The organism is Paenibacillus tepidiphilus, from assembly GCF_008635795.1.
Taxonomy (GTDB): domain Bacteria; phylum Bacillota; class Bacilli; order Paenibacillales; family Paenibacillaceae; genus Paenibacillus_AQ; species Paenibacillus_AQ tepidiphilus.
Map to the genome: position 1 here is coordinate 90,441 of NZ_VWRQ01000008.1, position 25,358 is coordinate 115,798.

General features: G+C 56.0%; 24 protein-coding genes. 22 read left to right on the forward strand and 2 right to left on the reverse strand.

Features of this window, described 5'->3' with window-relative positions; all coding sequences use genetic code 11:
- Window positions 1-19: 19 nt before the first annotated feature.
- The 17 genes from F1379_RS12355 to F1379_RS12435 all read left to right on the forward strand — a co-directional run bounded on the left by F1379_RS12355 (window position 20) and on the right by F1379_RS12435 (window position 17,965).
- Complete coding sequence (locus F1379_RS12355; protein ID WP_150269974.1) at window positions 20-1,144, forward strand: response regulator; 1,125 nt, start codon at window positions 20-22, stop codon at window positions 1,142-1,144.
- A gap of 206 nt (window positions 1,145-1,350) precedes the next feature.
- Window positions 1,351-1,569, forward strand: coding sequence for a hypothetical protein (locus F1379_RS12360; protein ID WP_150269976.1), 219 nt, complete (start codon window positions 1,351-1,353; stop codon window positions 1,567-1,569).
- A 21-nt stretch (window positions 1,570-1,590) separates the two neighbouring features.
- Complete coding sequence (locus F1379_RS12365; RefSeq protein ID WP_150269978.1) at window positions 1,591-2,295, forward strand: hypothetical protein; 705 nt, start codon at window positions 1,591-1,593, stop codon at window positions 2,293-2,295.
- Entirely contained in the window at window positions 2,292-3,509 is a 1,218-nt protein-coding gene (locus F1379_RS12370) for a glutathionylspermidine synthase family protein (protein WP_150269980.1), read from the forward strand. The genes F1379_RS12365 and F1379_RS12370 overlap by 4 nt, the downstream gene beginning before the upstream one ends.
- A gap of 4 nt (window positions 3,510-3,513) precedes the next feature.
- Window positions 3,514-4,146, forward strand: a complete 633-nt coding sequence (locus F1379_RS12375; protein ID WP_150270293.1) for a hypothetical protein — start codon at window positions 3,514-3,516, stop codon at window positions 4,144-4,146.
- The gene (locus tag F1379_RS12380; RefSeq protein WP_150269982.1) at window positions 4,143-4,535 is read left to right on the forward strand and encodes a DUF350 domain-containing protein; all 393 of its coding nucleotides are present in this window, start codon (window positions 4,143-4,145) and stop codon (window positions 4,533-4,535) included. The genes F1379_RS12375 and F1379_RS12380 overlap by 4 nt, the downstream gene beginning before the upstream one ends.
- A 27-nt stretch (window positions 4,536-4,562) precedes the next feature.
- A complete protein-coding gene (locus F1379_RS12385) occupies window positions 4,563-5,579 on the forward strand; it encodes a potassium channel family protein (protein ID WP_150269984.1) in 1,017 nt (338 codons plus the stop codon).
- Window positions 5,580-6,035: 456 nt separating this feature from the next.
- Window positions 6,036-7,013 (forward strand): glycosyl hydrolase family 8, encoded by a 978-nt coding sequence (locus F1379_RS12390; protein ID WP_239004650.1) that lies wholly within the window; start codon window positions 6,036-6,038, stop codon window positions 7,011-7,013.
- Window positions 7,014-7,034: 21 nt separating this feature from the next.
- Window positions 7,035-8,594, forward strand: a complete 1,560-nt coding sequence (gene wsfD / locus F1379_RS12395; protein ID WP_203457087.1) for a glycan biosynthesis hexose transferase WsfD — start codon at window positions 7,035-7,037, stop codon at window positions 8,592-8,594.
- On the forward strand, window positions 8,591-10,126 hold the full coding sequence (locus tag F1379_RS12400; RefSeq protein ID WP_150269988.1) for a hypothetical protein: 1,536 nt from the start codon (window positions 8,591-8,593) through the stop codon (window positions 10,124-10,126). Before wsfD ends, F1379_RS12400 begins: the two co-directional genes overlap by 4 nt.
- A gap of 26 nt (window positions 10,127-10,152) precedes the next feature.
- Window positions 10,153-11,403, forward strand: a complete 1,251-nt coding sequence (locus tag F1379_RS12405) for a glycosyltransferase family 2 protein (RefSeq protein ID WP_150269991.1) — start codon at window positions 10,153-10,155, stop codon at window positions 11,401-11,403.
- 51 nt (window positions 11,404-11,454) lie between these two features.
- Window positions 11,455-13,563: a cellulose biosynthesis cyclic di-GMP-binding regulatory protein BcsB gene (locus tag F1379_RS12410; RefSeq protein ID WP_150269993.1), complete on the forward strand. Its 2,109-nt coding sequence runs from the start codon at window positions 11,455-11,457 to the stop codon at window positions 13,561-13,563.
- Window positions 13,553-14,404: a diguanylate cyclase domain-containing protein gene (locus tag F1379_RS12415; protein ID WP_203457088.1), complete on the forward strand. Its 852-nt coding sequence runs from the start codon at window positions 13,553-13,555 to the stop codon at window positions 14,402-14,404. The genes F1379_RS12410 and F1379_RS12415 overlap by 11 nt, the downstream gene beginning before the upstream one ends.
- Window positions 14,394-14,612, forward strand: coding sequence for a hypothetical protein (locus F1379_RS12420; protein WP_150269995.1), 219 nt, complete (start codon window positions 14,394-14,396; stop codon window positions 14,610-14,612). The genes F1379_RS12415 and F1379_RS12420 overlap by 11 nt, the downstream gene beginning before the upstream one ends.
- Before the next feature lie 22 nt (window positions 14,613-14,634).
- Window positions 14,635-15,528 carry a GNAT family N-acetyltransferase gene (locus F1379_RS12425; RefSeq protein WP_150269997.1) on the forward strand — a complete coding sequence of 298 codons (894 nt, stop codon included), beginning with the start codon at window positions 14,635-14,637 and terminating at the stop codon, window positions 15,526-15,528.
- A 359-nt stretch (window positions 15,529-15,887) separates the two neighbouring features.
- Window positions 15,888-17,462: a histidine kinase N-terminal 7TM domain-containing diguanylate cyclase gene (locus F1379_RS12430; protein WP_150270000.1), complete on the forward strand. Its 1,575-nt coding sequence runs from the start codon at window positions 15,888-15,890 to the stop codon at window positions 17,460-17,462.
- 59 nt (window positions 17,463-17,521) lie between these two features.
- Window positions 17,522-17,965 carry a GNAT family N-acetyltransferase gene (locus F1379_RS12435; protein ID WP_150270003.1) on the forward strand — a complete coding sequence of 148 codons (444 nt, stop codon included), beginning with the start codon at window positions 17,522-17,524 and terminating at the stop codon, window positions 17,963-17,965.
- A 65-nt stretch (window positions 17,966-18,030) separates the two neighbouring features.
- Here F1379_RS12435 and F1379_RS12440 read toward each other — a convergent pair whose 3' ends face one another.
- On the reverse strand, window positions 18,031-19,140 hold the full coding sequence (locus tag F1379_RS12440; RefSeq protein WP_150270005.1) for a copper amine oxidase N-terminal domain-containing protein: 1,110 nt from the start codon (window positions 19,138-19,140) through the stop codon (window positions 18,031-18,033).
- A 202-nt stretch (window positions 19,141-19,342) separates the two neighbouring features.
- Here F1379_RS12440 and F1379_RS12445 point away from each other — a divergent pair, with 202 nt between their 5' ends.
- From F1379_RS12445 to F1379_RS12465, 5 genes are all read left to right on the forward strand, one after another.
- The gene (locus tag F1379_RS12445) at window positions 19,343-20,056 is read left to right on the forward strand and encodes an HAD family hydrolase (protein WP_150270008.1); all 714 of its coding nucleotides are present in this window, start codon (window positions 19,343-19,345) and stop codon (window positions 20,054-20,056) included.
- Between the two features lie 67 nt (window positions 20,057-20,123).
- Window positions 20,124-20,402 (forward strand): hypothetical protein, encoded by a 279-nt coding sequence (locus F1379_RS12450; protein WP_150270010.1) that lies wholly within the window; start codon window positions 20,124-20,126, stop codon window positions 20,400-20,402.
- 255 nt (window positions 20,403-20,657) lie between these two features.
- Window positions 20,658-22,436, forward strand: coding sequence for a sensor histidine kinase (locus F1379_RS12455; RefSeq protein ID WP_150270297.1), 1,779 nt, complete (start codon window positions 20,658-20,660; stop codon window positions 22,434-22,436).
- Window positions 22,420-23,220 (forward strand): response regulator transcription factor, encoded by an 801-nt coding sequence (locus F1379_RS12460; RefSeq protein ID WP_150270012.1) that lies wholly within the window; start codon window positions 22,420-22,422, stop codon window positions 23,218-23,220. The genes F1379_RS12455 and F1379_RS12460 overlap by 17 nt, the downstream gene beginning before the upstream one ends.
- Window positions 23,221-23,334: 114 nt before the next feature.
- Window positions 23,335-24,696, forward strand: a complete 1,362-nt coding sequence (locus F1379_RS12465) for an extracellular solute-binding protein (RefSeq protein ID WP_150270014.1) — start codon at window positions 23,335-23,337, stop codon at window positions 24,694-24,696.
- Window positions 24,697-24,710: 14 nt separating this feature from the next.
- Here the strand turns inward: F1379_RS12465 and F1379_RS12470 are convergent, their stop codons facing one another.
- Window positions 24,711-25,313, reverse strand: a complete 603-nt coding sequence (locus F1379_RS12470) for a class I SAM-dependent methyltransferase (protein ID WP_162551141.1) — start codon at window positions 25,311-25,313, stop codon at window positions 24,711-24,713.
- Window positions 25,314-25,358: the final 45 nt, after the last annotated feature.

Sequence of the window (25,358 nt, forward strand, 5' to 3'; positions counted from 1 at the left end):
TGAGGGGTGAGCCACAACGATGAAAGCAATACTGATTGATGATGAGAAGCCGGCGCTGCAGCATCTGGAGCGTCTGCTGCTCAAGGATGGGCGGCTGGAGATCGCCGGCAAGTATACCTCGGCCCGGCTGGGGCTGCAGCATCTGCAGCGGGAGAAGGCGGATATTGTCTTTCTGGACATTGGCATGCCGGAAATGAACGGGCTGGAGGCGGCGGAGCACATCGCCGTTCTGGACCGCAGTATCCGGATCGTCTACAGTACGGCGTATTCCGAATATGCGGTTGAGGCCTTCGAGCTCAATGCGGTCGATTACCTGCTCAAGCCGGTGACTTCGCAGCGGCTGGGAAAGACACTGGAGCGGCTGGTGGACAACGGTGCGCAGGAAGAACCGCCGGCGGCAGCAGTGCAAGCCGGACGGCAGCAGTCGATTCTCTGCTTCAAGCGGCTTGAATTCCAGGACAGCAGAGAACCGGACCGGAAGCTGCAGTGGAGAACGAGCAAGGCTCAGGAGGTGTTCGCCCTGCTGCTTCACCATCAGGGTCAATGGATTCTGAAGGACACGATTGTCGATCTGGTCTGGCCGGACTTCAAACCGGAGAAGGCGCTGACGAATCTGCATACCACGGTCTACCATATCCGCAGGCTGCTCAAAATCTGGGACATGGACGTGGTTGTTGAGTTCTCCCAGGAACGGTACCGGCTGGTAATGCGGAATGTGCAGCTCGATACACAGCAGTTTGAAGCAGGCTGGCAGGGCACCGCCGTTCAGACGGAGGAAGAGTGGGGGCGCCGGGAGGCGGTGCTGGCACTGTACCGCGGCGATTATTTGGGCGAGCATCATTACGGCTGGGCCGAGCACCGGCGTAAGGAGCTGCAGACCCGTTACCTGCAGATGTCGCTGCGCTCGGCCGAATATGAGCTGGCCGTCTTACGTCCGCGCCAGGCGCTGGACCGGCTGCTCGCTTTGCAGGATTATGACCCGTACTCTGAGGATACCTGCCGGCTTATTCTGCGCAGCTATGTGGATATCGGGGATTTCATCGGCTTTCGGAAGCATTATGACAAATATAAGGAGCTGCTTGAGAGCGAGCTTGGCATCCGGCCGGACCGGATGATGGAAAGCTGGGTGCATGGACTTTTTTGATTGCAGGAAGAACTGGAAAGTCATAGAATTTAGTTGGGCTTGCACAGATACACTATAACTGCCGGACCCGAGTAACGCTGTCCATCAGAATGCCCGGCCTAGGAATAGGGAAGGGCAGCGCCGGAATGCGGCGCCGTGATGAAACGTTTCTGCCGGCTGGTGCGTATCAGATGCGTAGATAAAGTGATCAGAAAGGAAGGGATGGAATGGATAACGGAATGCAGGTCGTCCTCTTCGAGAAATTGCCGAGCGGCGACTTAACCATTATTGAAGAGCGGGTCTGGAGCATGAATATGATTACGGCGCTCGAGCATGTGAATTATATTGTGGTCAGCGGACGGGAGTACGAAGCGGTGGAAGGCCGGCTGAATGTCGATGAAGGCAAGCTGGAGCTGCTGCTCGTCCCGATGCGCTCGGAAGGATAAGGCCAGGAAGGAGAGCTCATAATGGAAAAGGATGAAAACGCAAAGCCGAAGGAAACGGCCTCCCGCTTCTTCACCCCTGACGGGAAGCCGCTGCGCGTCCTCTCCACGTCGCTGGGAATCGCACTCCTCGCGAACGCGATGTTTATTCCCGGCGGCGCCGGCGCTACCGGAGGAAGCTCCGGTGAAGAACCGAAGCTGGTGTCGTGGTCGACGGAAGAGGTCAAAGCTTATTTCGATCCCAATGTGGACTGGAACATTCCCTACCCCGAAGAGAATGCCGAAGAAGTTGAGCAGGAGGGAACCGGGGCGGTGACTTCCGGAGGAACGACCGTCATCAACAACTACGGCGGCTACAGCTCAGGCTTCGGCTGGGATGATCTGCTGCTCTACCACATGCTGTTCAACAATGGTTCATACTACTCCTCCAGAGGCTGGTACAATGACCGGCCTACGTATTACGGCGGCACACGCAATACCTATAAACCGCCGACCTACAGCAGCGGCAGCTTTCAGAATAAGCCGGTTGCCGGGTCGGTGGCCAAGCCGAAGACCTCAACCTCGGCAACCGGGTCCATTACCCGGAGAAATACGTCATCTAAGACCGGCGGTGTGGGCGGCACGTCCAGCGGGCTCGGCTCCTCCAAGAGCTCCAGCTCAAGCTCCAGCAGCAAATCCGGCTCAGTGTCGCGTTCCGGCTCGAGCAAAAGCAGCGGTTTCGGCGGATGACCGGGACGGAAAGCGCCTTCCGTTACATCGACAATACGCATCTGGAGCGTTCGCCCCGCGTAGAGGAGCTGCGGGAGCTTGGCTTCACCTGGGCCGATCTGGAGGAGGAGCAGTACTGGCTGGACGCGGTTGCCGTAATGCGAGGTGATGTATACCGTGAGTTGATGCAGGCGGCTAAGAGCCTGTGGCTGATACTCGACAAGGCGGTCCGCTATGTGCACCGGCGGCATGATCTGTATGATCTGCTCGGTATTCCCCCTGTGCTGTGGCAAATGCTTGATGATTGTCCGCTCCCTGAGCCTGGCCTGATCAGCCGGTATGCCCGGTTTGATTTTGCCGTGGCGGATGACGGCACGATTAAGCTGCTGGAGCTGAACGCGGACACACCGACCGGCTATGTCGAGGCCTCCATTGCTACGCCATGGGTGTGCGCCCAGGGAGGTATCGCCAGCCCCAATGCGGCGATGAAGGAACTGCTTGCTGCAGCCTGGAGCATCGAGCGGCCGGATACGGCGGCTTGTGTCGCCTATGGCTCGCATATGGAGGATTCGGGGACGATTGAGGCGCTGGTGAAGCACAGCGGTCTGGATATACAGTGTGTCGACTGTCTCGATCTCTGGATTGACGAAGGGGTGGTCCGTGTCGGTGACGAACGGATCATTGAGCGGATGTTCGCGCTGTATCCGAAGGAATGGATGGCTGTCGACGACGCCGGCGATGCGCTGGCCTATGCCATCGAGACCGGCAAGCTCCAGCTGTTCAACGGACCGCACAGCATCCTGCTGCAGTCGAAGGGGCTGGTTGCTGCGGTATGGGGCATGTATGAGCTGGGCCTGCTGTTCAGCGAAGAGGAGCGGGAGGCCATATCCCGGTATCTCTTGCCTACGTATAACAAGCCGGTATTTACCGGCGGCTTCGTATCCAAATCCGTATTCGGACGCGAAGGCGGTTCTGTGCGCCTGTTCGGCGAGGACGGGACGCTTGAACTGGAGGATGAAGAGGGCTTTGACAGCAGTACATTGTTTCCAACCGTGTATCAAAAGAGAACCGAGCTGGCCCGGATCCCCTCTCCGGAGGGCGAACTTCACCTCCTGACCGGCCTGTTCGTCCTGAACGGGCAGCCTTGCGGATTGCTCGGCCGGGCCGGCGGACCGATAACGGGCAATGCCAGCCATTTTATCGCGCTAGGAGTGAGCGAGCTTGAAGAAGAATAAGCGAATGCGGGCCGGCAGAGCCCGCGCCGGAGTGCTCGCACTGCTGCTGACAGCGGTTATGCTGCTCAGCGCATGCGGCAATCAGGACAGTGTGTTTCATACCGGAGCACCGGCGGCTGAAACAACCGACAGTGTGGCAACCGTACCGTGGGATTATCGGGTGGTGGAGAGCACCGTCGGCGATCTGGTCGGCAGCGACATGACTGTGCTGCCGGACAACGAACTGCTGCCGAACGACAACAATTATGCCACCGGAGACAAGGTGTGGACCCTGCAGTTTATGGACGCCGAATTGACGACGACGGCGGATCAGAAGAACGAGATCAATCTGTCCGCCTGGGACACGCTGAAGACCTATCCGGATCATCAGGCTGCCATCGACGATCTATCCAATCTGAAGGTGTCCATCACGACCGATGTCGATCTGGTGGGCGTCTACCAGACATCGTATCAGGGCAAGACGCGGAACTTCGCCGTCCTGGAGCTGCCTTCGGGCAACCGGATCAAGCAGCCGATCGACAATGATCGCTACAAGGCGCTGGAGAAACAGAAGACCGCCTCCGTCGTGCTGGAGGAAGTGCATGATTTTGCCGATTATGACTTGGCTTATGCAAAATTCAGGGGGTGGGCGAATTGACGATTGTAATTAATATTGTAGTCAGCGTATTAACGATCATTCTGCTGCAAGTACTCGGGATGGTTATCTTCCAGCTGATGACGCCGTTCAAAGATATGGAGGAGCTGAAGAAGGGGAATGTGGCAGTAGCGCTGGCACTGGGCGGCAAATTCCTGGCGACTGCGATCATCATCGGTGTGGCGGCCTATACCAACACCTCCATCTGGCACATGATGCTCTGGTTCGCAGTGGGTTATGTCTGCCTGATTGTGGCTTACTGGGTGTTTGAGCTATTTACGCCGGGATTCCGCATTTCACAGGAGCTGGAGAAGGGCAACACGGCCGTAGGCACAATGCTCTGCCTCGTGTTCGTCGGAACCGCCTTTGCGGTAAGCAGTCTGATTATTTAACGGCTTTCGCGGGAGGCGGGGGGACAGGTGCATTTTATCCTTAGAATCACCGGCAAGCTGATGAAGTTTAAGAACAAATCCATTGCGCTGCTCATCCTGGCGTTCATTCTGCTGTGTGCGACCGTCGCCTTCCTGCTGGAGCCGGACACCTTCGGGCAATGGTTCAACGCCCTGTACTGGGTGATGACTACGATGTCCACCGTAGGCTACGGCGATTTCTTCGCGGCCACGGCTGCTGGAAGGCTGTTTACGATGTTCCTGTATATTTTCGGAATCGGCCTGCTCAGTCTGGTGATCGGCAAGATTGTCGAAGCGTTTGGAGAAGTACAGCGGAGGAGAGGAGCCGGAACGTTGAGCTTTCAGGGGAAGGATCATGTTGTACTGATTAACTGGAGCCGTAAAACGCAGGCGGCGGTGGATGAAATTCTCTGCTATCAGCCGAAATGCCGGATTGTCATTATTGATGAGAGCGGGCGGCATCCGCTGGAGCAGCTTGAGCAGGTGCACTTTATTAGCGGGGACGGGTCGGCGGACGACATTCTGCACAAGGCCAACATTGAGGAGGCCCGGGCGGCGATCATCTTCGGCGATACCCGGATCGACGAGCCTTCGCTGGTGGACGGCAAATCGCTGCTGATCGCGTCCAGCATTGAACGAATCGCTCCGCAGGTGCATACTACCGTGGAAATCCTGCAGGAGAAGAATATTCAGAATTTCCGCCACGTGCATATCAATGAATTCGTGGTGTCGCATGATGCGGTATCCCGCCTCGCCGTACGGTCGGCGCTGCAGGAAGGCAACTCTGAGGTCATCACCCAATTGCTCAGCCGCCAGCATGGCGATGACATCTATGAAATTCCCTGCAATCCGGCATGGAAGACCTATGGAGATGCTTTTCAGGCTCTGCTTCAGCAGGGAGCTACCCTGCTCTCCGACCACGGCGATCTTGGCATCAACCGCAAGCTGGGCCAGGCAATTCCAGACGGCGCGAGGTTGTATATTGTCTCCGATGAAGAAACCTATCGGAGGATTAAAGGAATATAACGAGCCGGGCAGCACTCCCTTCATGGGGACGCTGCCCGGTTTTTTTGGCTTCCAAGGGTTAGTCCCTCCAAGCAAGCCAGAGAAAGTACCGCGAAACGGGAAATAGAGGCGCCTGCGTCTACATCCATGGAGAGATGTAAAAAATATTGGAGGAATCCGATGATATGCACAAATTGTACACATTTACCCTAAAATTTGTGATATTTTATACCGTTATAAATGGTAGGATGGCTGCTGGGAAATCTGCATACTCATCCGGGAGGTGATCGTTTGAACAATAGGCTTATACAAGCCGCTGGCATTCTCTTAGTACTCCTCTTGCTGGTCTCCTGTAAGGGTGGCAATGGTAAGGATATAGATAATAGCGGTCCGGGGAACCCGGACATCGAAGCATCTGCCGGCCCTGTGCCGTCGCGGCAGCCGGCGCATGTAAGCCACAGCCGGGAGGAAAGGGAGTTGCTGGCTTTTATTGATAAAGAGCTGACAGGTCCTTACGGCGTGTACACCAATCTTGCAGAAAGCGCACAGTCGGGAGAAGCCGCCACAGGGCATGAGGTGCTTAGTGAATCGGCATCGCTGATGATGCAAAGCGCAGTGCAAAGGGGCGAGCGGGAACGGTTCGTGCAGGTTTGGGAGCAGGCGCAGGAGATATTCGATATGGAGGGCGGATTCAGCTACCGTTACAGTCCAAAGTACAGCAGGCAATATTCTGTCAACGCTGCGGTCGATGATCTCAGGCTGATCGGGGCGCTGGTAGCCGCAGGAGAGACCTTTCAGGATAGCAGCTTCACACAGGCGGCGGAGCGGTATGGACAGAGATTTTATAATATGAATGTGAAAAATGGCTATATGTATGACTTATATGACAATATTTACAATAATACCAACAACTATATAACTTTGTGTTATATTAATCTGGATGTATTGCGAAATTTGTCGATTCCTAGCGATGATCGCGGGATTCTGCTGCATAATATGACCGGAATATTGGAAGACGGCTATATCTCGGATGACTTTCCGTTCTATGAGACACGGTTCGATTACGAGAGCGGGACATACCGCTCCGAAACTATAAATACGGTGGAATCGCTGCTCAGCATTCTGCATTTGACCGAAATGGGGAGACATAATCCGCAGAGCATCCGCTTCATTAACGAGCGGGTAGATGCGGGCACGCTTTACGGGCAGTACCGGCGGGACGGGGTGCCGGCAAACGATATCCGTTCTACAGCGATTTATGCACTGGCGGCGATGATCGGCCGGGAGGCCGGTGATGAAGGCTTGTACCGCCGCAGCATTGAACGGATGAACGAATTCCGGATTACCGACGAGGCAAGCCCGCTCTACGGCGGATTCGGAAATGTGGAGACCGGAGAGGCATATTCTTTTGACAATCTGATGGCACTGTCGGCTTATTCCTATACCCCACAATGAAGTGAATGAAGGTGACCCCGCATGAATGGCAACCTGGTAAAAACAACGCTGCGGCAGAGCATCCTGCTTGCCGGTCTCCGCATTTCGCCCGCCGCTCTGGCGGCATCCGGAGTACTGCTGATTGCTTTCGTGGCCCTGTTCGTCCCCCCGTTTATCGGGATGGCCGACAACGGCGACTTTTTCCGCATTATATACAGCAACGGGCTGTACTTTAATGCTCCGGATTACGACAGCCAGTATTTTGGCTATTTTGTCCGCCAGTTCGGCATCTTTCAATATTACAACGAGAACGGCACGATGCTGCAGTCCTCGCAGTCGCTCTTTATCAAGCTGGCGATCGGGCTGAACAAGCTGTTTTACAGCAGTGAAGTGTTCGATATCCGCTTTCAGGCGGCTATTTATCTGGTGCTTTATGTGGCGGCTGTTTATCTGCTGGTGGAGGGACTCACTTGCCGGATGACCCGCAGGCGGGGGATGGTGGTGGCGGCGATTGCCGTCTTGATCTTCGGTGATACGGGGTACACGGCCTACTTCAGCTCCTTCTTCGGCGAGAGCATCGTGATGATTATGATGATGTTTGTGTTTGCAGCATGGCTGCTGCTGTACCGGGGACGGTACAACGATTATGCGCTGCTGTTCCTGCTGCTGATCAGCACGCTGATCCTGACGACCTCCAAGCAGCAGAATGCGCCGGTGGGCGTCATTGTCGCCGCGCTGTCTGTTTCGCTCTTCTGGATCCGCAAGGAGCGGCTGTTCCGCTGGCTGACAGGAGCCTCTGCGGCTGCGATGCTGCTGGCGGGTGTGGCGACCTATGTGAGCATTTCCGATGAATTCGTCAACATCAACCAGTATCACGCCATGACCCGCGGGGTGCTGCTGATGTCCGACAATCCGGAGTCGGCGCTGGAGTCCTTCGGGATGAACAAGCAGTTTGCCATTCTAAAAGAGAATACGTATTACGACCAGTACGGTACGGCGGATGTGAAGTCGGATATTCTGCAGCAGGACTTCTTCAATCGCTACGGCTTCGTATCGATTCTGAAATATTATGCGGCCCATCCGGACCAGTTCGGGAAGATTCTCGATACGGCGGCGGAAAGCGCCTATACGATCAAGCCGGCGGCAATGGGCAATTATGAGCAGGCGGCCGGCCATGAATTCCGGGCGCAAAGCCATTTCTTCACCCTTTACAGCATGCTGAAGGCAAATCTGGCGCCCAAGACATTCAGCTTCATTCTGCTCTGGATGGCTGTTACGGTCGGCATCTATATGCCCTCCTTCGTACATGCCGCCAAGCAGCGCGATGCCAGGGGCATGCAGCGCCTGGTGCTGATTACTGCCGCCATGCTCGTCGGCTTATCGGGAATCTTCGTCTCGATTATCGGTGCGGGGGACGCCGATATTGCCAAGCATGAGTTCCTGTTCACCTTCTCGTTCGACCTGATAATCCTCCTGACGGTGTCCGGTGTAGCCGGCCGTCTGTTCACCTCCGCAGAACGCAAGCTGCCGGCAGCTATTGCGCCGCGTCCGGGACCGTCTGCCGGAGAGAGACCGGCTTCCGGCAAGGGTGTGAGTATATGAAGCGGCTGGCCATTGTCTTACTGGCTCTGCTGATCCTGTCGCCCGTGTTGATGCCCTCTTCGTCCGCGCGTGCGGCTGGGGGAGAGCGGGTGCTTCTGCTGTATGATAGTCTCGCTGCCGGAACGGAGAAGGCTGGCAACATCGCAGAGCTGCAGCGGCTGCTGGCCGCTTATAGTGCAGAGGTCACCCTGCTGGGGCTTGATGAATACCAGGCGGGGCAAATGAATGCCTATTCCCGGGTAATTACTGTTATGAACACGGGTGAGATAGATTCCATAAAGCCGGAATATGCAGAGGATGTGGCCGCGTTTCATGGCAAGCTGCTGCATATCGGCTATCACGCGCCGGATGTGCTGCGTGAGGCAATGTCCCTGAAGACGGAAGTGTATCCCGGAACCCGTGCCAGCTTATCCATCGGAGGGATTGACGGCTTGGACCTGAATGCCGCCGATATGCCCTATATCGTTTCCTTCCGGGGCGTGCGGTCGTTCGGGAGCCTGTCATTTGAAGACGGCGGTGTAGAGGCGCCTTTTGCCGTAAGCGAAGGCAGCTACACGTATGTTCCGTACTTTCAGGGTAGGGCCGGTCTGCTGGGCATGAGCTATGTGCTGCGGGACTGGTTCGGGGCCACAGCTGCACCGCATACCTATCTCGTGCTGCGGGAGATTTATCCGTTCTCCGATCTGGAGCTGCTGGAGGAAACGGCGGAACGCCTGTATGACAGCGGCATCCCGTTCGTAGCCAGCGTGCGGCCGGTGTTCGGGAATCATGATTTCCCGGCTATGGAGCGGTATGCGGAGGCACTGCGGATGGTGCAGTCCTATAACGGCAGCATTCTTATCAATGCTCCGGCGGTGCGGCCGCCGATCAACAGCAGCGACCGCACGCTGCACGGCAAGATGAGCACCTTCATTGATGTATTGGCCGGAGCGGACATCGCTCCGCTCGGCATCGCCGCCGAGAACTACTGGACCTACGACAAGGAATATGCAACGGCAGGGATGGGCTTCTTCGATTCGGCCGTGCTGTTCCCGGATGAGCAGGTCTTCTATATGGAACAGACCAATGTTTCCAGGGCGTTCGCCTCCAGTGTATATACCATGAATTTGGAGGAGCTGTCCGCCTTGCCGCATGCCGGCAAGGCGCGGCCGCAGCTGCCGCTGGATACGGCGGTGACGCTGGAGCTGCCGCAGACAGAGGCGGAGCTGGAAGCCATGCTGCAGCGGCTGCAGGAGAGCTGGATTGATTTTGCCGATTTCAGGCAGGGCATCCACCGGGTGGAGACTGAGAACAACACGATTAGCTCATCCGGCGGAGTGATTACCCTTAACGGTGCAGCCTTGAACGTCGGGTATTCCCCGCAGGCGATCGACGGCAATTACCAGTACCAGGAGGATCAGAAGGTCAGCTTCGCGAGGCTGTTCAGTGTGCAGAGCACCTTTTTTATCGTGGTGATTATTGCCGCACTGCTGCTGTTCGGCGGGCTTCTCCTGATCGGCCGCAGGCTATACCTGAAGAAATATTTGAAATAATATCACCCTGAAAGCAGGCGATCCTCATGACGATTCCAGACGTGCTGATGGTGATTGCGGTCATTTGCATCTGGTCCTTGCTGCTGGTGAATGTAGCACTGATCATCGCGGGGTATTTATATTACATCCAGACCGAAGCGGAAGAGTTGCCCGAGATCAAGGGAGGGTATCCGTTCGTCTCGATTATGGTGCCGGCCCACAACGAGGGGAAAGTGATCGGGCGGACGGTGGAATCGCTGCTCGCACTGGATTATCCCCATGACCGGTACGAGATTATAGTCATTAATGATAATTCGGCAGATAACAGCGCCGGGCTGCTGGAGGCGATTCAGCAGAAATATCCGGAACGTAACCTGCTGGTGATCAATACGGATGCGGTCACGGGCGGCAAAGGCAAATCCAATGCGCTTAATATCGGTTTTACCCGCAGCAAGGGGGAGCTGATCGCCATCTATGATGCCGACAATACGCCGGAGCGGCCGGCGCTGAGGATTCTGGTGGCCGAAATTACGGCTGATCCGCGGCTGGGGGCGGTCATCGGCAAATTCCGCACCCGCAACCGTGATGCCAGTCTGATGACCCGGTTCATCAATATTGAGACGTTATCGTTTCAATGGATGGCTCAGGCAGGACGATGGAAGCTGTTCAAGCTGTGCACGATCCCCGGGACCAACTATATTATGCGGCGGTCGATTGTGGAGGAGGTCGGCGGCTGGGACGTCAAGGCGCTGGCCGAGGACACAGAAATCAGCTTCCGTATCTACCGCATGGGCTACCGGATCAAATTCCAGCCGAAGGCGGTGACCTGGGAGCAGGAGCCGCAGACGGTAAAGGTCTGGTTCCGGCAGCGGACCCGCTGGGCCAAAGGCAATGTCTACGTCATTGTGAAGAACCTTCCGCTCCTCCTGGACCGGAAGGCAGCCAAGATCCGCTTCGATATTCTCTACTATCTGTCGATCTATTTCCTGCTGCTGCTCTCGCTCCTGACATCCGACGCGCTGCTGGTGCTGCATGCCATGGGATATGTGCATACTACCATTGCCGGACTGAGCAGCTTCCTGTGGCTGCTGGCCATTCTTCTGTTCGTGGTCGGTGTCTTCATTACACTGACAACAGAGAAAGGCGAGATGAGCTTCTCCAATCTGGGGATTATCATGCTGATGTATGTCTCTTACTGCCAGCTGTGGATGGTAGTGGCGGCCAACGGAATGTTTAATTATATCAAAGACACTATTTTTAAGCGGGAAGCCAAATGGTACAAGACGGAACGCTTCTGACGCCTGCCGGCCAGGCAGGTACAAGCAAATGAGGATACAGGAGAGAACAACATGAACAAAAAACACCTGATGATCTGGGCGCTCTGCCTCGTGCTTGTCCTGCTGCAAGCCGCTGCGGTCCAGGCCGCCCCCGCAGCTTCGGGCAGCGGCAGCCTGTCCTACGAGACCGGGTTTACCGGCAGCGCCAATGCGCTGTCGGGCACGGAGGCGCAGCAGCAATTCTTCACGGTCATGGATTACTGGCAGGTTCAGGCGGTGACGGTGGAGCTGCACTTTCAGCTCTCCCAGCTGACCGAGGAACAGCGCTCCAGCGTGACGCTGTCGCTGAACGGAAGTCCGTTCTATTCCTTCCGGCCTTCCCTGCAGAATAATGGAGAGCAGACCGTACGCGTTGCGGCGCCGGTAGGCTTCCTGAAGAAAGGCGTGAACACGCTCGAGATTCAGGGCTCCCTGCAGGCGATGACAGAACCGGAGTCGGCCGGCCATGTGCTCTGCAATGTCAACGAATCTCCGGACAATTGGCTGCATCTGTACAACACCTCCAGCATTGCCGTGAAGTATACGGAACGGCCGCTTGCCGGAGGCATCAGCGAATTCAATACACGCTTCTCGGGGATCGACACGGTATCGCGCAACCAGAGCATCGTGACCGTGCCCGAGAATGCTTCGGGACCTGAGCTGGAAGCTGCCACATATGCCCTGTCGGGGATGGTGAAGGCGAACATGCTCACCGATAAGACCATTCCGCTGCTGCCTTACCGGAGCGATACCATAGCCGATAAGAAAGCTGTTGTCCTGGTTGCGATGTACGACCGGCTGCCGGCGGGGCTTCAGGCTAAGCTGGATACCACCGCCGATCTCGGCGCACAGGCGCTGATTCAGCTGGTGAACAAGGAGACCGCGCCGACGCTGGTGGTAACCTCCAAGGATGAGAGTCTGCTGATTAAAGCAGGCCGGCTGCTGGCGAATCAGGAACTGGTCTCACAGCTCAGCGGGGAGCTCAAGCGCGTTGACGGTTCAACCCGGATAGAGCAGGGCGTGACACCGATCAGCAGGACGATTGCGTTCACCGAAACAGGCGATAGGCTCAGCGGGCCGAACCACCGGGAGCAGACGTATTATATACAGCTTCCGGCTAATCGCTCCATTGCTGATTCCGGGCAGATCAGTCTCGATTTCCGCTATGCGCAGAATCTCGACTTCGAGCGCTCGCTGATAACGGTCAGCATCAACGACACGCCTATCGGGAGCAAGAAGCTGCAGAAAGAGCTGGCGAACGGGGATACGCTGAATTTAACCGTACCCAAGAATCTGGATGTATCGGGGAATTTCTCGGTCAGGGTAGCCTTTGATCTGGAGATGGAGGGCAATGCATGTACGCCGAACACTGAAGAAATGCCATGGGCTTACATCAGCAAGGAATCGGCGATGCAGTTGAACACCAAGGACCGTACGGAGCTGCTGTTCAACAACTATCCGTATCCCTTCCTGCGCGATGAGATCTATAACCATGTGGCGGTCGTATTGCCGCAGGACATGGATGACTACACCTATCGTACACTCGGCGGCCTGTTCAATCTGCTTGGACGGTATACCGGCGGCAACACCGGAGATGTGCATTATTATACCGATGACGTCTCCGCCGACAATCTCAAGAACAACAATGTGATCGCCATCGGTTCTTTTGCGAACAATAAAGTGATCCGCGATAACAACGACAAGCTGTATTTCAAGTTCAGCGATGACGGCTCCACCCTGCTCTCCAATGAGAAAATGAGCATTGAGGAGACATACGGCAGCGGAATCGGCAGCCTGCAGCTGCTCGAATCGCCTTATGCCGGCGGCATGGGCTTTCTGGCTGTGACAGGTGTGCAGGGCGAGAACGTGTTTCGCGCTGCGCAGCTGCTGTCTACCGAGTCCGGTAAATGGAAGGTGTTCGGCGACGGCGTAGCGGTAGACAAAGACGGAAAGGTCGGCGCCTACCGCTTCAAGATTACAGCGGCGGCAGAAGGGGAATCCGCGCTGGACCAGATTAAGGACCGGCCGGAAGTGCTCGGGTTCGTGGCGGCCGTTGTCCTGGCCGTGGCCCTGGTGCTTGTGGCCCTGCTGCTGCTGCTGCGCAAACATCTGAAGAAACGTGGTGATAAGCGTGAACCGTAACCGCGGGCTGATGTCGGATGCCGGATTTCTTGCCTTTCTGGTGCTTGTATTTATCTGCATTCTCTTCATCGGCGGAATGCCGGGGGATTACATGCAGAATATCATTATTCTGACGATCGCCTTTCTGCTGGCCCTGGTTACCTATTTCACCACGGTCACAGCGGGCCTGACGCTGAATCTGGCGTTCATCTTCGTCTACGGGTTCTATATAGTCTACCGTACGGTAACGCTGGGTGAGACCATTGGCCTGCATACCTATTTCTGGCTGATCATGACCCCGCTGCTCACAGTCGCGCTATGGTTCTTTACCACCGCCAGCCGGGAGCTGCAGACGGAGAATGAGCAGCTGAAGAAGCGGATGTCCAGCCTCGCAGCGGTGGATGAGAATACCGACCTGCGCAACAGCGTCTCCTTCCAGAAGGATACGCAGCTGTTCACAGGCATTTCCGTCCGTTACGGCATTCCGCTTACGCTGCTGGTCATCAAGGTGAAATACTGGAGCGAGATCCGCCGGCTGATTCCGGGGGATCAGCTGTCGGAGGCGGTCTACGATGTCTCCCAGCTTAGCCAGTCCAGCATCCGCACCAATGATGCGCTGTATTTGCTCGACAAGGAAGAAGCAACCTGGGGGCTGCTGCTCTTCACGGATAACGAAGGGGCGAAGGTGGTGATCGAGCGGATAAAGGTGCGGCTTCAGCAGCTCAACGATACGGAATTCTCCGGCAAGTACAAGGTCAGCCTTGGGCTGAAGATCGGAGCTGTGGAATACAATGCGGATACGATCGAGAGCCCGCTCCACTTCATTGTGGAGGCCAAGAAGCAGCTCGAGTATGATGTGTAATATAAATAAGCTAAACAGACAGGCGAGGGGCGAATGGAATGCCCTTCGCCTGTTTGTGTCCGGGCTGGACCGGCATGCCTGGCTGTACTACAATAAGTTCAACTTAATGTCCGTGCAGTCAGGACAGCAGCGGGATACCCGGGTCATGGACGAGAAGAAGGAGGGGCAGTCGCTGCTGATTGACGGCGGCACCGTGAGAGCGCTCTAAAGAAGAGAGGAGAGTCCGCTGAATGATTGAATGTAAATCGGTGAGCGAGGTTGCGCTGGCCACGGCGCTGGAGGCGTGGAACCGCGGATTTCAGGGCTATTATGCTGATATGCGGATGGATTACCAGGTGTATATGGGGCGGATGGCCCGCGAAGGCATTGAGCCGGAGCACTCGGTCATACTGCTTCGCGGCGGTGAACCGGCAGCCTTTACACTGAATGCCATCCGCGACATCGCCGGAGAGAAGCGCGCCTGGAACGGCGGCACCGCTGTGCTGCCGGAATACCGCGGACAGGGGCTCGGCAGCCGCCTGATGGAGGAGAATCTGGAGCGCTATGCCAGGGCCGGCGTCCGTACGGCTTGCCTGGAAGCTTTTGTGCAGAATGAGAAAGCCATTACACTGTATGAGAAATACGGATACCGCGGAGCCGGCAGCACGCTTATCTATAGCCTTGACGGGGAGGCTGCTCGGGTCGGCAAGCCCGTGGATGTACCCGGACTGCGGCTGCGGGAAGAAGCCGCTGCCGTCGCTGCAGCCCTCCCGTTCTATGATTATACGACGCCCTGGCAGGCGCTGTGGACCAGCCTTCCGGACGGCCGCTGCCTGATTGCCGAGCGCGAAGGCTCTGTCATCGGCTATGTGCTGTTCCGGCGGCAATACTCGGCTGCCGGCGAGCTTACCGGGATTCAGTTATATCCTGGCAGGCTGCGGGAGGGGACAGCCGCCGCCGGTGAGGTTACAGCGCATATGCTGGGTACCGTATTCGCCTACCGGGATTATGCGGGCGGCAAGCCTCCGGGCCTTCGGGCCGTACATATTTCCAGCGCTGACAGGCTGGTGCGGGAATGGCTGGAGGCTGCCGGGTTCCGCCAGAACAGCGAGCTGCTGCATATGCTGCGTAAGATGGCGGAGTAACTCGCTGTTTAAGCCGCGGACAGATCGGGTAATAATGAGCAGGTGGGAAGTGGCAGGTATCAATTAACGGCTGGAAGAACATGTCCTGTGTATTCCGAAAGGTAGTTGATTAACCCATGTACTATCTGAAAGGGAAGAAGAAAGCGAGAGCGAGATTCAGGCGCTTGTTTTCGGGAACAGCCCCCTAGCAATTGGAAATTGGCATAATTAAATAAACCGCTTCTCACCTTTTGAAGACTCCGCGGGACGCCTGCGGGGTCTTCGTTGTGCGTTTGAAAATTTTTACAAGAGTGATTCATTTGTTTGATAGAGTAAGTTATAATAATAACCAAGCTATCTGAAATTAGGAGAAATATGACATGCCGTGGATGCAGGGTTATCCGTATTATTTATTAATGGGCAGTGTTCTAAGTCTCTACATGAGCGTCGAATCTTTCAGGAACCGCAGCAGGACGGGACGACGCTATCTATGGATTCTAATGCTGCTTGTCAGCGTAATGTTTATATCTACGGCCGGAGAGATTCTGGCGCCTGCTTTGCAGACCAAGCTATGGTGGAAGAATGTGCAGCAGCCCCCGCTGTTCCTCAGCACGATCTTGACTTACGCCGTGGTCAGAGAGTATGTGTCCCAAACTTCGGAAGGGCTAGCCAGGCGGCTTGCCTTGTTTTGTATTCCCGTCGCTGTTTATGTTCTGCTCATCTTTACGGACGGCTACCATGAGCTGATGCGCGGTGACATCGGCCTGATCACGGTGGCCGGCGTGAGCGGGGTAGCTGTTCACCCGACGCTGCTCAGCATGCTGTTTATTGCGTACGACCAGTTAATCGGCCTCTATGCCGTCTGTCTGCTGGCCGCTTCGCTGCGAAGCTCGCCGAAGGCTTATTTTTGGCCAACCCTGCTGCTCCTGGCCTCGCTGTCTGTCCCGGTGGTCTGCAGTTTTCTGCTGCCGGTTCTCAAGATTGAAATTACGGGCTTTACGGCGTTTACCTATCTTCCCCCGATGATTGCCGCATATTTCATATTGCTCCGTGACTCCCGGGTAGCCGGTGATCCTGCGGTCAAGAACAAGATCTTTGAGAATATGAAGGATGGCATTGTCCTGACCGATCATTACGATAACATTATTGTGGTGAATGAGGCCGCAGACGTCATGCTGTCTACGCTGGCCGGAGGCCACGGTACCCGCTGGATGGGCAGAAATATATACAGTCTTCTGGAGTATTACGGGGAGATTGCGGTGCATTACGCGCGGCGGACGGAGGGGCAGTTCGAAATTGATGCCACCGGAACGGATGAGATCTGGTACGGCGTCTCTCTGATTGCCACGGAACGCAGCGTTGCCGAAGATGCAGGAATGCTGATCGTACTCAGTGATCTAAGCGAGAAGAAGCGGTACGAACGGGAATTATTGTATCAGGCCACGGTCGATGATCTGACGGGTCTCTACAATCGCAGGCATTTCATGCGGATGGTGCAGCATCATCTGTCTCAAAGCGGAGCCGGGGTAGCGCTGCTGCTGTTCGACATAGACGATTTTAAACTTATCAACGATACATACGGGCATATGGCCGGCGACCAGGCGCTGGTGGATTTTGCCCAAAAAATGCTGAACGTATACTGTGAGAGCGGCATTGCCGGCCGTGTGGGCGGTGAGGAATTTGCCGTCTTCTTCCGGGCAGAGGGAGAAGAAGCGGCGCTGCGGGAGGCCGAGCATTTCCGGATCACGATGGGGAACCACACTGTCCGTCTGGACGGGGGACACCGCATCCGGCTGACCGTCAGTATAGGCATCGCCTATACGCAGCGCAAGGACGTCACCTTCGAGGAATTGTACCGCGAAGCCGACGATGCGCTTTATATCTCCAAATCGACCGGGAAGAACAAGGTTACGCTGGGGCGTCCGTCTTCGTGGCGGGAGGCGCTGAAAGGGTAGCTCTAGGCTCTAAAGTCAATTTATCCAGAATGAATGCCGTGAGTGAGGGAGCCCATAGAATGAGACTTGTTGATGTAACCAGGGAGAATTGGCTGAGAGTAGTATTGCTGACTACGAATAAAGACAACCGGCATACACTCGATGAGGAATTCGTTGCTTCCAATGCTTATTCGATTGTCGAGTCGTTCTTTGAAGAAAGCTGGACTATAAAGGCCATTGAGCATGAGGGCAATATGATCGGCTTTGCCATGTACGGTATTCCGGAGAACGGCAGTTTCCATGAAATTCGCAGATTTATGATCGACAGAAGGTTTCAGGGACACGGTTACGGAAAGCTGGCGCTTGCCTTAATTGTCGAAGATATGCAGGAGCAATTCGGCTGCGAGGAGATCTATCTGTCTACCGATCCTTTGAATACAAAAGGTAAATATGTTTATGAGAGTTTCGGATTTGTCAGTACAGGACAAATGCTGGATGACGAAGAGCTGTACGTATTGAGATAGGAATCTCTAGACTTTAACCTGCAAAGCCCCCGGAATTCGCCAAGACGAGTTCCGGGGGCTTTTTGTTAATTCGTGAAAGGCTTGATCGTGTCCTGTGGATTCTGAACAGCGTTATCTGCCGAATCCTGGGCAGCGTCCAGGTCAAGGTCTTGCATTGAGGAGACGATTACCTTCTCCGCCCCGCCGATCGGCGGCAGGCTCCGGGTCATAACCGGTCCGTAGAAGGCGGTAACCTTAGCGCCTTGTACAAGGGCAGAGCTGTCCAGAGCTTCCCCTTTGTCGTTGATGATAACCGTGTCTTTATCCACGCGCAGCACAATCTCGCTTTGCGACAGATCGGTCAGCTTGTCGCCCTTGATGTGGAAGCTCAGTGAACCGTCTGCCGATTTGCTGACTTCTCCAATGGGGCCGTCCGTGCCCAGCAGGTCCTCCTGAACCTTCTCATCCTGTACGGTGATGATGTAAGCCGGCGTTTGCGGCGGCAGGCTCATGGTCTGGAAGTTGGCATGCTCAACGGCGACAGTTGTTCCGATGTGCAGATCCTCCAGATTAATCTTGCTGCCGTCGGCCGCCAGGAATGCAGTGTCTTCACCGATATTCAGAACCGTTCCGGAGATTCCTACACCGTTAATCTGGATGGACTGATATTTACCGGAGCTATGGATGGCAGTAATAATGCCGGTGGACTGGGCATGGACCACAGGGCTGGAAATCAGAACCTGATTGCCCTCTACAGCGATGGTCTGCCGGAGTACTTCGCTGATGAAGGATACCGGTACGTACAGCTTGTTCGCTTGGGTCACCGGAGCCGTGCCCAGAGTGGTGCTCATCTTGTTAACGGCATAACGGTCTTCACCGCTCTTCACGGTTGTGAAGATATTGTCTTTGCTCACATCTACGGTCTTTGTAGTGTTATTCCAGGTCAGCTCGAAGCCCAGGGCTTCGGCAACCGCACGCAGCGGAATCAGAGGCTCTTTGACGCCGGACGGCTGATTGCCGGTTTCATTCAGGGCGGAGCCGTTAACGTTGATGGTGAAGACGCCTGCGGCTGCCGTTGTGGAAGCCTGAGGGGGTTTGCTTATGGAAGTAATTGCAGGGGCGGCTAATGCTGCACCTGTTGTAAGTGCCATGGACAGAGTCAGAAGTACTGCGCTGGTTTTGAGAATTGGTTTCATAATTGGCTCCTTTGGTGTTGTATTTGTATGCATTCATCTACCTGACGCAAGGAGGTCACATATTGTTGCAGTGATTTTTAAGTCATTTTGTAGAACCTGAATTAAGCTCAAACGCATTGAGAGAATACACCGCCGTCTGTTACGATGGATAAGTCAGATCCGAAAGGCCATCCGGCAGTAATAGAAGAGAGAGGGTAAAGACATGTATGATACTTATATCTTTGATCTATACGGCACGCTGATTGATATCGAGACGGATGAGGAACATGCCGAATTGTGGGAGCGCCTGGCGCTGCATTTTGGCTATCAGGGAATGCGTGTGACCGCGAGTGAGCTTAAGGCCCGGTATCTGGAGGAGCGGGACCAACAGCTTGCTGCAGCCGCGAAGAAGTGCGAGCACCCCGACTTCGTGATGGAGGAGGTGTTCCGGACCGTAGCCGGTGAGCTGGGCGGGCAACCTGCGGATGCCTGGCTGCATGAAACGGTGCGCTGGGTACGTACGCTGTCGATGAATCACATCTCGCTGTATGATGGCGTGACAGAAATTCTTCAGACCCTTAAGAAGCGCGGCAAAAAGGTGTTTCTGCTCTCCAACGGCCAGAAGACCTTCATCGAAGCGGAGCTGACCATGCTCGGCATCATTCATATGTTCGACGGGATCGCCATCTCGTCGGAGGCCGGAATCAGTAAGCCCGATCCGCTGTTCTACCGCTACCTGGCGGATACATACGGAGCGGATTTACGCTCGGCCATTATGATCGGCAACGATCCGCGTACCGATATCGCCGGCGCCAACACAGTCGGGATAGACTCCTGTTATCTTCAGACGGCATCTTCTCCCAGAGGAGTCCCCATCGGCAGCACGTACCAGATCCTTGACGGCGATTTGCGCCAGGTTCCCGGCTGGAACGGATAAGCTTGGAGCTTGTCCTGCCTTATGCTACAATGGCTGTGCATGAACGCAGAGGAGTGAATTAACGTATATGAACGAGCAAATCAATGAACAGGAACTGCTGGCGGTCCTGGCCGCCGAGAGTAAGGCGGACCCGCAGCAGATCAGGCTGGTGCTGAAGCATGAGCAGGATTTTCTTAATAAAGCCAAAGCGGACAGCAAAGGTGATGTCGATATCGACATGGACGATCTGCTCGATTATATTACCGGAAGACGCGATGTGAAGCTGGATGAGCTGACCGTCGAAACGATCCTGGAAGCAGAAATGGATTACTTGATGGATAAGGGATTGGCCGGGTATATCGACTAGCGTTCCGCTCCCTGTTCCGGCATTCGATAGCAGAAGCGACAAGCCCCGCCGGCGGCGGAACGGGCCCTTGAGCAAACCCTTCCGGAAGGAAGCTTTGTTCAGGGGCTTGTTGCTGTGTACGAAGCGGATTATCCGCCGGTATACAGCGCCTGAAGTGGGGCGGTGCGGCAAGATTTGCTTGACAAGTGCGGCTGCTTTTGGAGAATTAAGTTGGAATCATGGTCAGCGAATGGTCAGGGAAGAGGGAATGCCAAGGTGCATGAACGGTTTAAGGAACTGAATACGCTGCGCAACCAAATATTCATCGGCTTTCTGCTGGTCATGCTGATTATTCTGCTGGTATCGGGAGTGTTTGTGTATGAAAGAGTATCCTCTCTGCTGAAAAATAACGCCGAACGCCATATCCAGCAAACGGCGGTTCAGGCCAGCGGCCGACTGGATGCGCAGATCGACCAGATCGACAGCCTCATGGAGCAGGTCGCCAATCATCCGACGGTACAAAAGCTGCTGCTCGAGGAGCTTGGCGGCAAGGAGGTCTCCTTCAATCAGCGGCAATCGCTGCTGCAGGTGGTGTCCAGCTACCAGGCCTACCTGCCGAGCGTCGGCTCGCTTGAGCTGTATACGGCCGATTACGATCTGCTGTTTCCGATCAAGGATGGGATGCTGAGTACGCGGATCGAGAGCCGTCATATCAGCGAGGCCAATCTGCAAAAGGGCAGGCTGGTCTGGATCGGCATGGATCCGAACGACGACCAGAGTCTGCTGGCGATCCGCCAGGTCAGCCTGATGGACCGCTGGTTCTCGCGGGGCGGCTATCTGATCGCCCGGATTCAGCGCAGCTACTTCCAGCTGAATGACCCGCTTGCGGAAAGTGACAGCGGTGAATCCATCCTGCTGGTCGATGACAAGGGGCAGCTGCTGGGGAGCGGTGACGACCCCGCCATGAGCCTGCTGCCGCTGCTTGGCAGCACGGAGCAGACTGTGGAATTTCAGGGCAAGGAATATGTGCAGGTCAAGCAGAGGTCGGAGAAGACAAACTGGACGCTGCTTGTGCTGACGCCGGTCAGCTACGTCACCGCAGGCCTTTCTGTGCTGCGGACAGTACTGCTGATATCGGGCGGGATCGGCACCTTGCTGTTTCTCATCATGTCGTTTCTGCTCTCCACGATGATAACGCGGCCGATCATGCAGCTGATCCGGGCGATGCGCAAATCGCGGATGGGCGTACTGACTCCCAGTCCTCATCCCCAGGCGGTCTCCACCATGGAGATCAGGGAGCTGAATAATACGTATAACGGGATGATTGCCAATATGAACGAACTGATCCGTGTCGTCTATGAGAAGGAGGTGCTGCAGAGCCGTACCGAGCTGAAAGCGCTTCAGGCACAAATCAATCCGCATTTCCTCTTCAACACGCTGGAGGCCTTTAACTGGTCGCTGGAGGAGAAGGGTGAAGAGGAGTTGGCTGGGATGGTGGTCGTGATGTCACGGTTGTTCCGGTATATCATCGGCAACTCTGATAAGGATGAATGGGTGACGCTGAAGGAAGAGATGGAGCAGGTGCGGCGTTACTTGCAGATTATGGAGATGCGGCTCGGCGAGCGGTTCAGCTGGAGCCTTGCGCTCGCAGCGCCGGAGTCGGCTGTGCCGGTCCCGAAGCTGCTGGTGCAGCCGATTGTGGAGAATGCCATCCTGCACGGAGTGGAGAGCCGGATCGGCAACGGCAGCGTCAGCGTTACCGCCGAGCCTTCCGAACGTGCGGGATGGACGCGGGTCAGCGTCAGCGACAACGGACCGGGCATGGATGAGGACAAGCTGCGCGCCTTATACCGCACACTGGATGGCGGCCCGTCCATCTCGGTCAAGGGAAACGGTGTGGGACTCTTCAATGTCCAGCGGCGGCTGAAGCTATATTACAGCGGGGTCGAAGGTGAAATGGAGGGGCTGCAGATCGTCAGCAAGCCGGGACAAGGCACCGTCATAGCCTTTGAAATTCCGAATCACGGGGGGAGCAGGGATGAGTATGGTCAATAAGACGATCCTGGTTGTTGACGATGAGCCGCGGACCCGCCAGGGGATCAAGCAAACGCTGGAGCAGTGGGCAGCGGGACGCTATACGGTGGAAACGGCCGAGAACGGTGTTGAGGCCCGTGAACGGCTGCTCACGGAGCGGGTGAATCTGCTCATTACCGATGTGCGGATGCCGGTAGTCAGCGGTCTGGATCTGATCCGCTCCCTGGCGGGAGCCCAGCGCAAGCCGGTGGTAATCGTCATCTCCGGGTACGCCGAATTCACTTATGTGCAGCAGGCACTGCAGCTTGGTGCATTCAATTATTTGCTGAAGCCGCTTGACAAGGCGGAGCTGCTGCAGGTGGCGGAGGAAGCGCTGAAGCATGAGGAAGAGGAGCAGCGGCGGGAGAAGATGGTGAAGCTGGCGGACCGCAAGCTGCTGGAGATTGATCCGGACGAGCCCGTGATGGGCGAGGCGGTCCGGGAAGCGCTGGCCTATGTGGCCGGCCATATGAGCGAGCCGTTGACCATGGCCGAAGTGGCGGCGCGCCTGCATCTGAACGCCAGCTATTTCAGCGTATTGTTCAAGGAGCAGACAGGCGTGCCGTTTAGCGAGTACGTAACACGGCTGCGTCTCCAGCGGGCCAAGGAATTGCTGGTAAAGTCCCGGCTGTCCATCGGCGAGATTGGGGAGAGCATTGGCTACCGTACGGATAAGTATTTCATCAGAGTATTCAAGGAGCACGAAGGCATCAGCCCCAGCCGCTATCGCCAGCAGATAACCGGCAACGCGGACAACACCCAATAAAAGTGGAGTTTTAACCAATAATTGTGGTCTTATAAACCTCCTATGGCGGTGCTAGAATTTGAATGATAGCGGTTACAGTGGGCCGCGCAACCGATACTAATGGAGGTTATGGCAATGTCAAGGAACAGGTTGACCCATGGTCTGGTGCTCACTGCGGCGTTCATGACCCTGCTCGCCGGATGCGACGGGAGCCGTAACCATGCCCCCGGAAGCGGCAGCACGGCTGCAGAGAACGGTGGTTCAACCGCTATTAAGGCCGGGGCCTCCCCCGAAAAGGTCACGATCAGTCTGATGCACCTGTGGCCGGCGGACAGTTCCGCCCAGCAGTATAAACTGGTGGCGCAGATTGTCGACGAGTACGAGCAGGAGCATCCGAATGTAACCATCAAGCAGGGAGTGCTGGAGAATGAGCAGTACAAGAACAAGCTGAAGGTGCTGTCCGCTTCCAATGACCTGCCCGATGTCGGAATTACCTGGGGAGCCGGCTTCATCGAGCCCTATGTCAAAGCAGGACTATACGCTCCCCTGGATGATATTCTCGCCGGTAAACAGCTGAAGAATAAATTTGTCCCCGGCACCACCGAAGCCTATGCGGTGGATGGCGTGACCTATGCGCTGCCGATTGAGCTGAATATCTGTCCAATTTATTACAATAAAGAGATCTTTGCGAAGAATCATTTAGAGGTTCCGACCACCTATGAGGAATTCCAGCAGGTGGTACAGAAGCTGGTCGGTGTCGGCGTAGCGCCGATTGCCCTCGGCAACAAAGACCGCTGGACCGGCTCGCTGTGGTATATGTACCTGGCTGACCGGATCGCAGGCAGCTATACGATGGGGAATGCCACCGGCGCCGCTACCCCTTTTGATGAATCCGGGTTGATCCGGGCGGCGGCGGAAGTGCAGAGGCTGGTCGATCTGAACGCCTTCAATACCGGATTTAACGGATTGTCGAACGAAGAGGGCAAGCTGGAGTTTACGAATGAAAAGGCGGCCATGTACCTGACGGGTACCTGGGAGCTGCCGGACTTCACCACGAATCCGGATATTCCGCAGGAGTTCAAGGACAAGGTCGGCTTCTTCAAATTTCCGACGGTAGCGGGCGGAAAAGGCAATATCGACAGCTGGGTGGGCGGTCCCGGTGTAGGGCTGTTTGTAGCCGAGGCCTCCAAGGTGAAGGAGGAGGCCAAGGCGTTCGTGGAGTATTTTGTCGGCAAATGGGGTGAAGCCTCCGTAACCAAGGCCGGTGTTATTCCGGCCACCAAGGTGGATACCTCCGCCGGAGACTTACCACCGCTGTACGTGGAGCTTCTGAACGAGCTGAACAACGCCAGCAGTATTACACTGTATGCCGATGTGCAGATGAAGCCGAATGCCGCCCAGGTCCATCTTGATATGATTCAGGCGCTGTTCGGCAAAGCGGTTACGCCGGAGCAGTTCGCGGCCAAGATTAAAGAAGCTGTAGAGAAGGGCGTGTAACAGGCGCTCCCCGGTTACGGGCGCTGGCAGGAGAAATAGAAGAAGTCGTCGTCGGCGGACAAGACATGGATCAACCGGTATTTCGCCGCCAGCCGGGCCAGCTCCGCATCCGGCGGAATCGGTGTGTGCCGGGGGATATGGCCAATGCGCCGGTGATGCTCCGACAGCCCCTCACGCGTCCGGGAATGGGCGATCATGAAGGTGCCGCCCGGCAGCAGATTCCGCCCGGCGTTGGCGAACAGCATCTCAAGGTCGGTGAAATGCGGAATGCTGTTATAGATCAGGATATGATCATAACCGGCAGGCGCCGAGAAGGGCAGCTCGAAATCGGCACACAGCGTCTCGGCCTCCGGAAAGCTTCGCCGAAGCTCCTCCAGCATCGGTGCGGAAATATCGACGGCCAGATAGCGGCCCGGAGTCAGCCCGAGGCTGTGCAGCGCTGCCAGGATGACGCCCGTTCCGGCAGCAACATCCAGCAGGCTCTGCCCCTGCTGAAAGCCGAGGACTGACAGTGTGCGCCGGGCCTGGGACAAGGCTTCGCCACCGCTGCTCCATACCGGAGCGAGGGCGGCAAAGCGGTCCAGATCGGCTTCTTTGGCAGGCCGGTGATCGGACATAAGCTTCATCATTCCTTATCCAATGGATTTGGCTAAGATATCCTT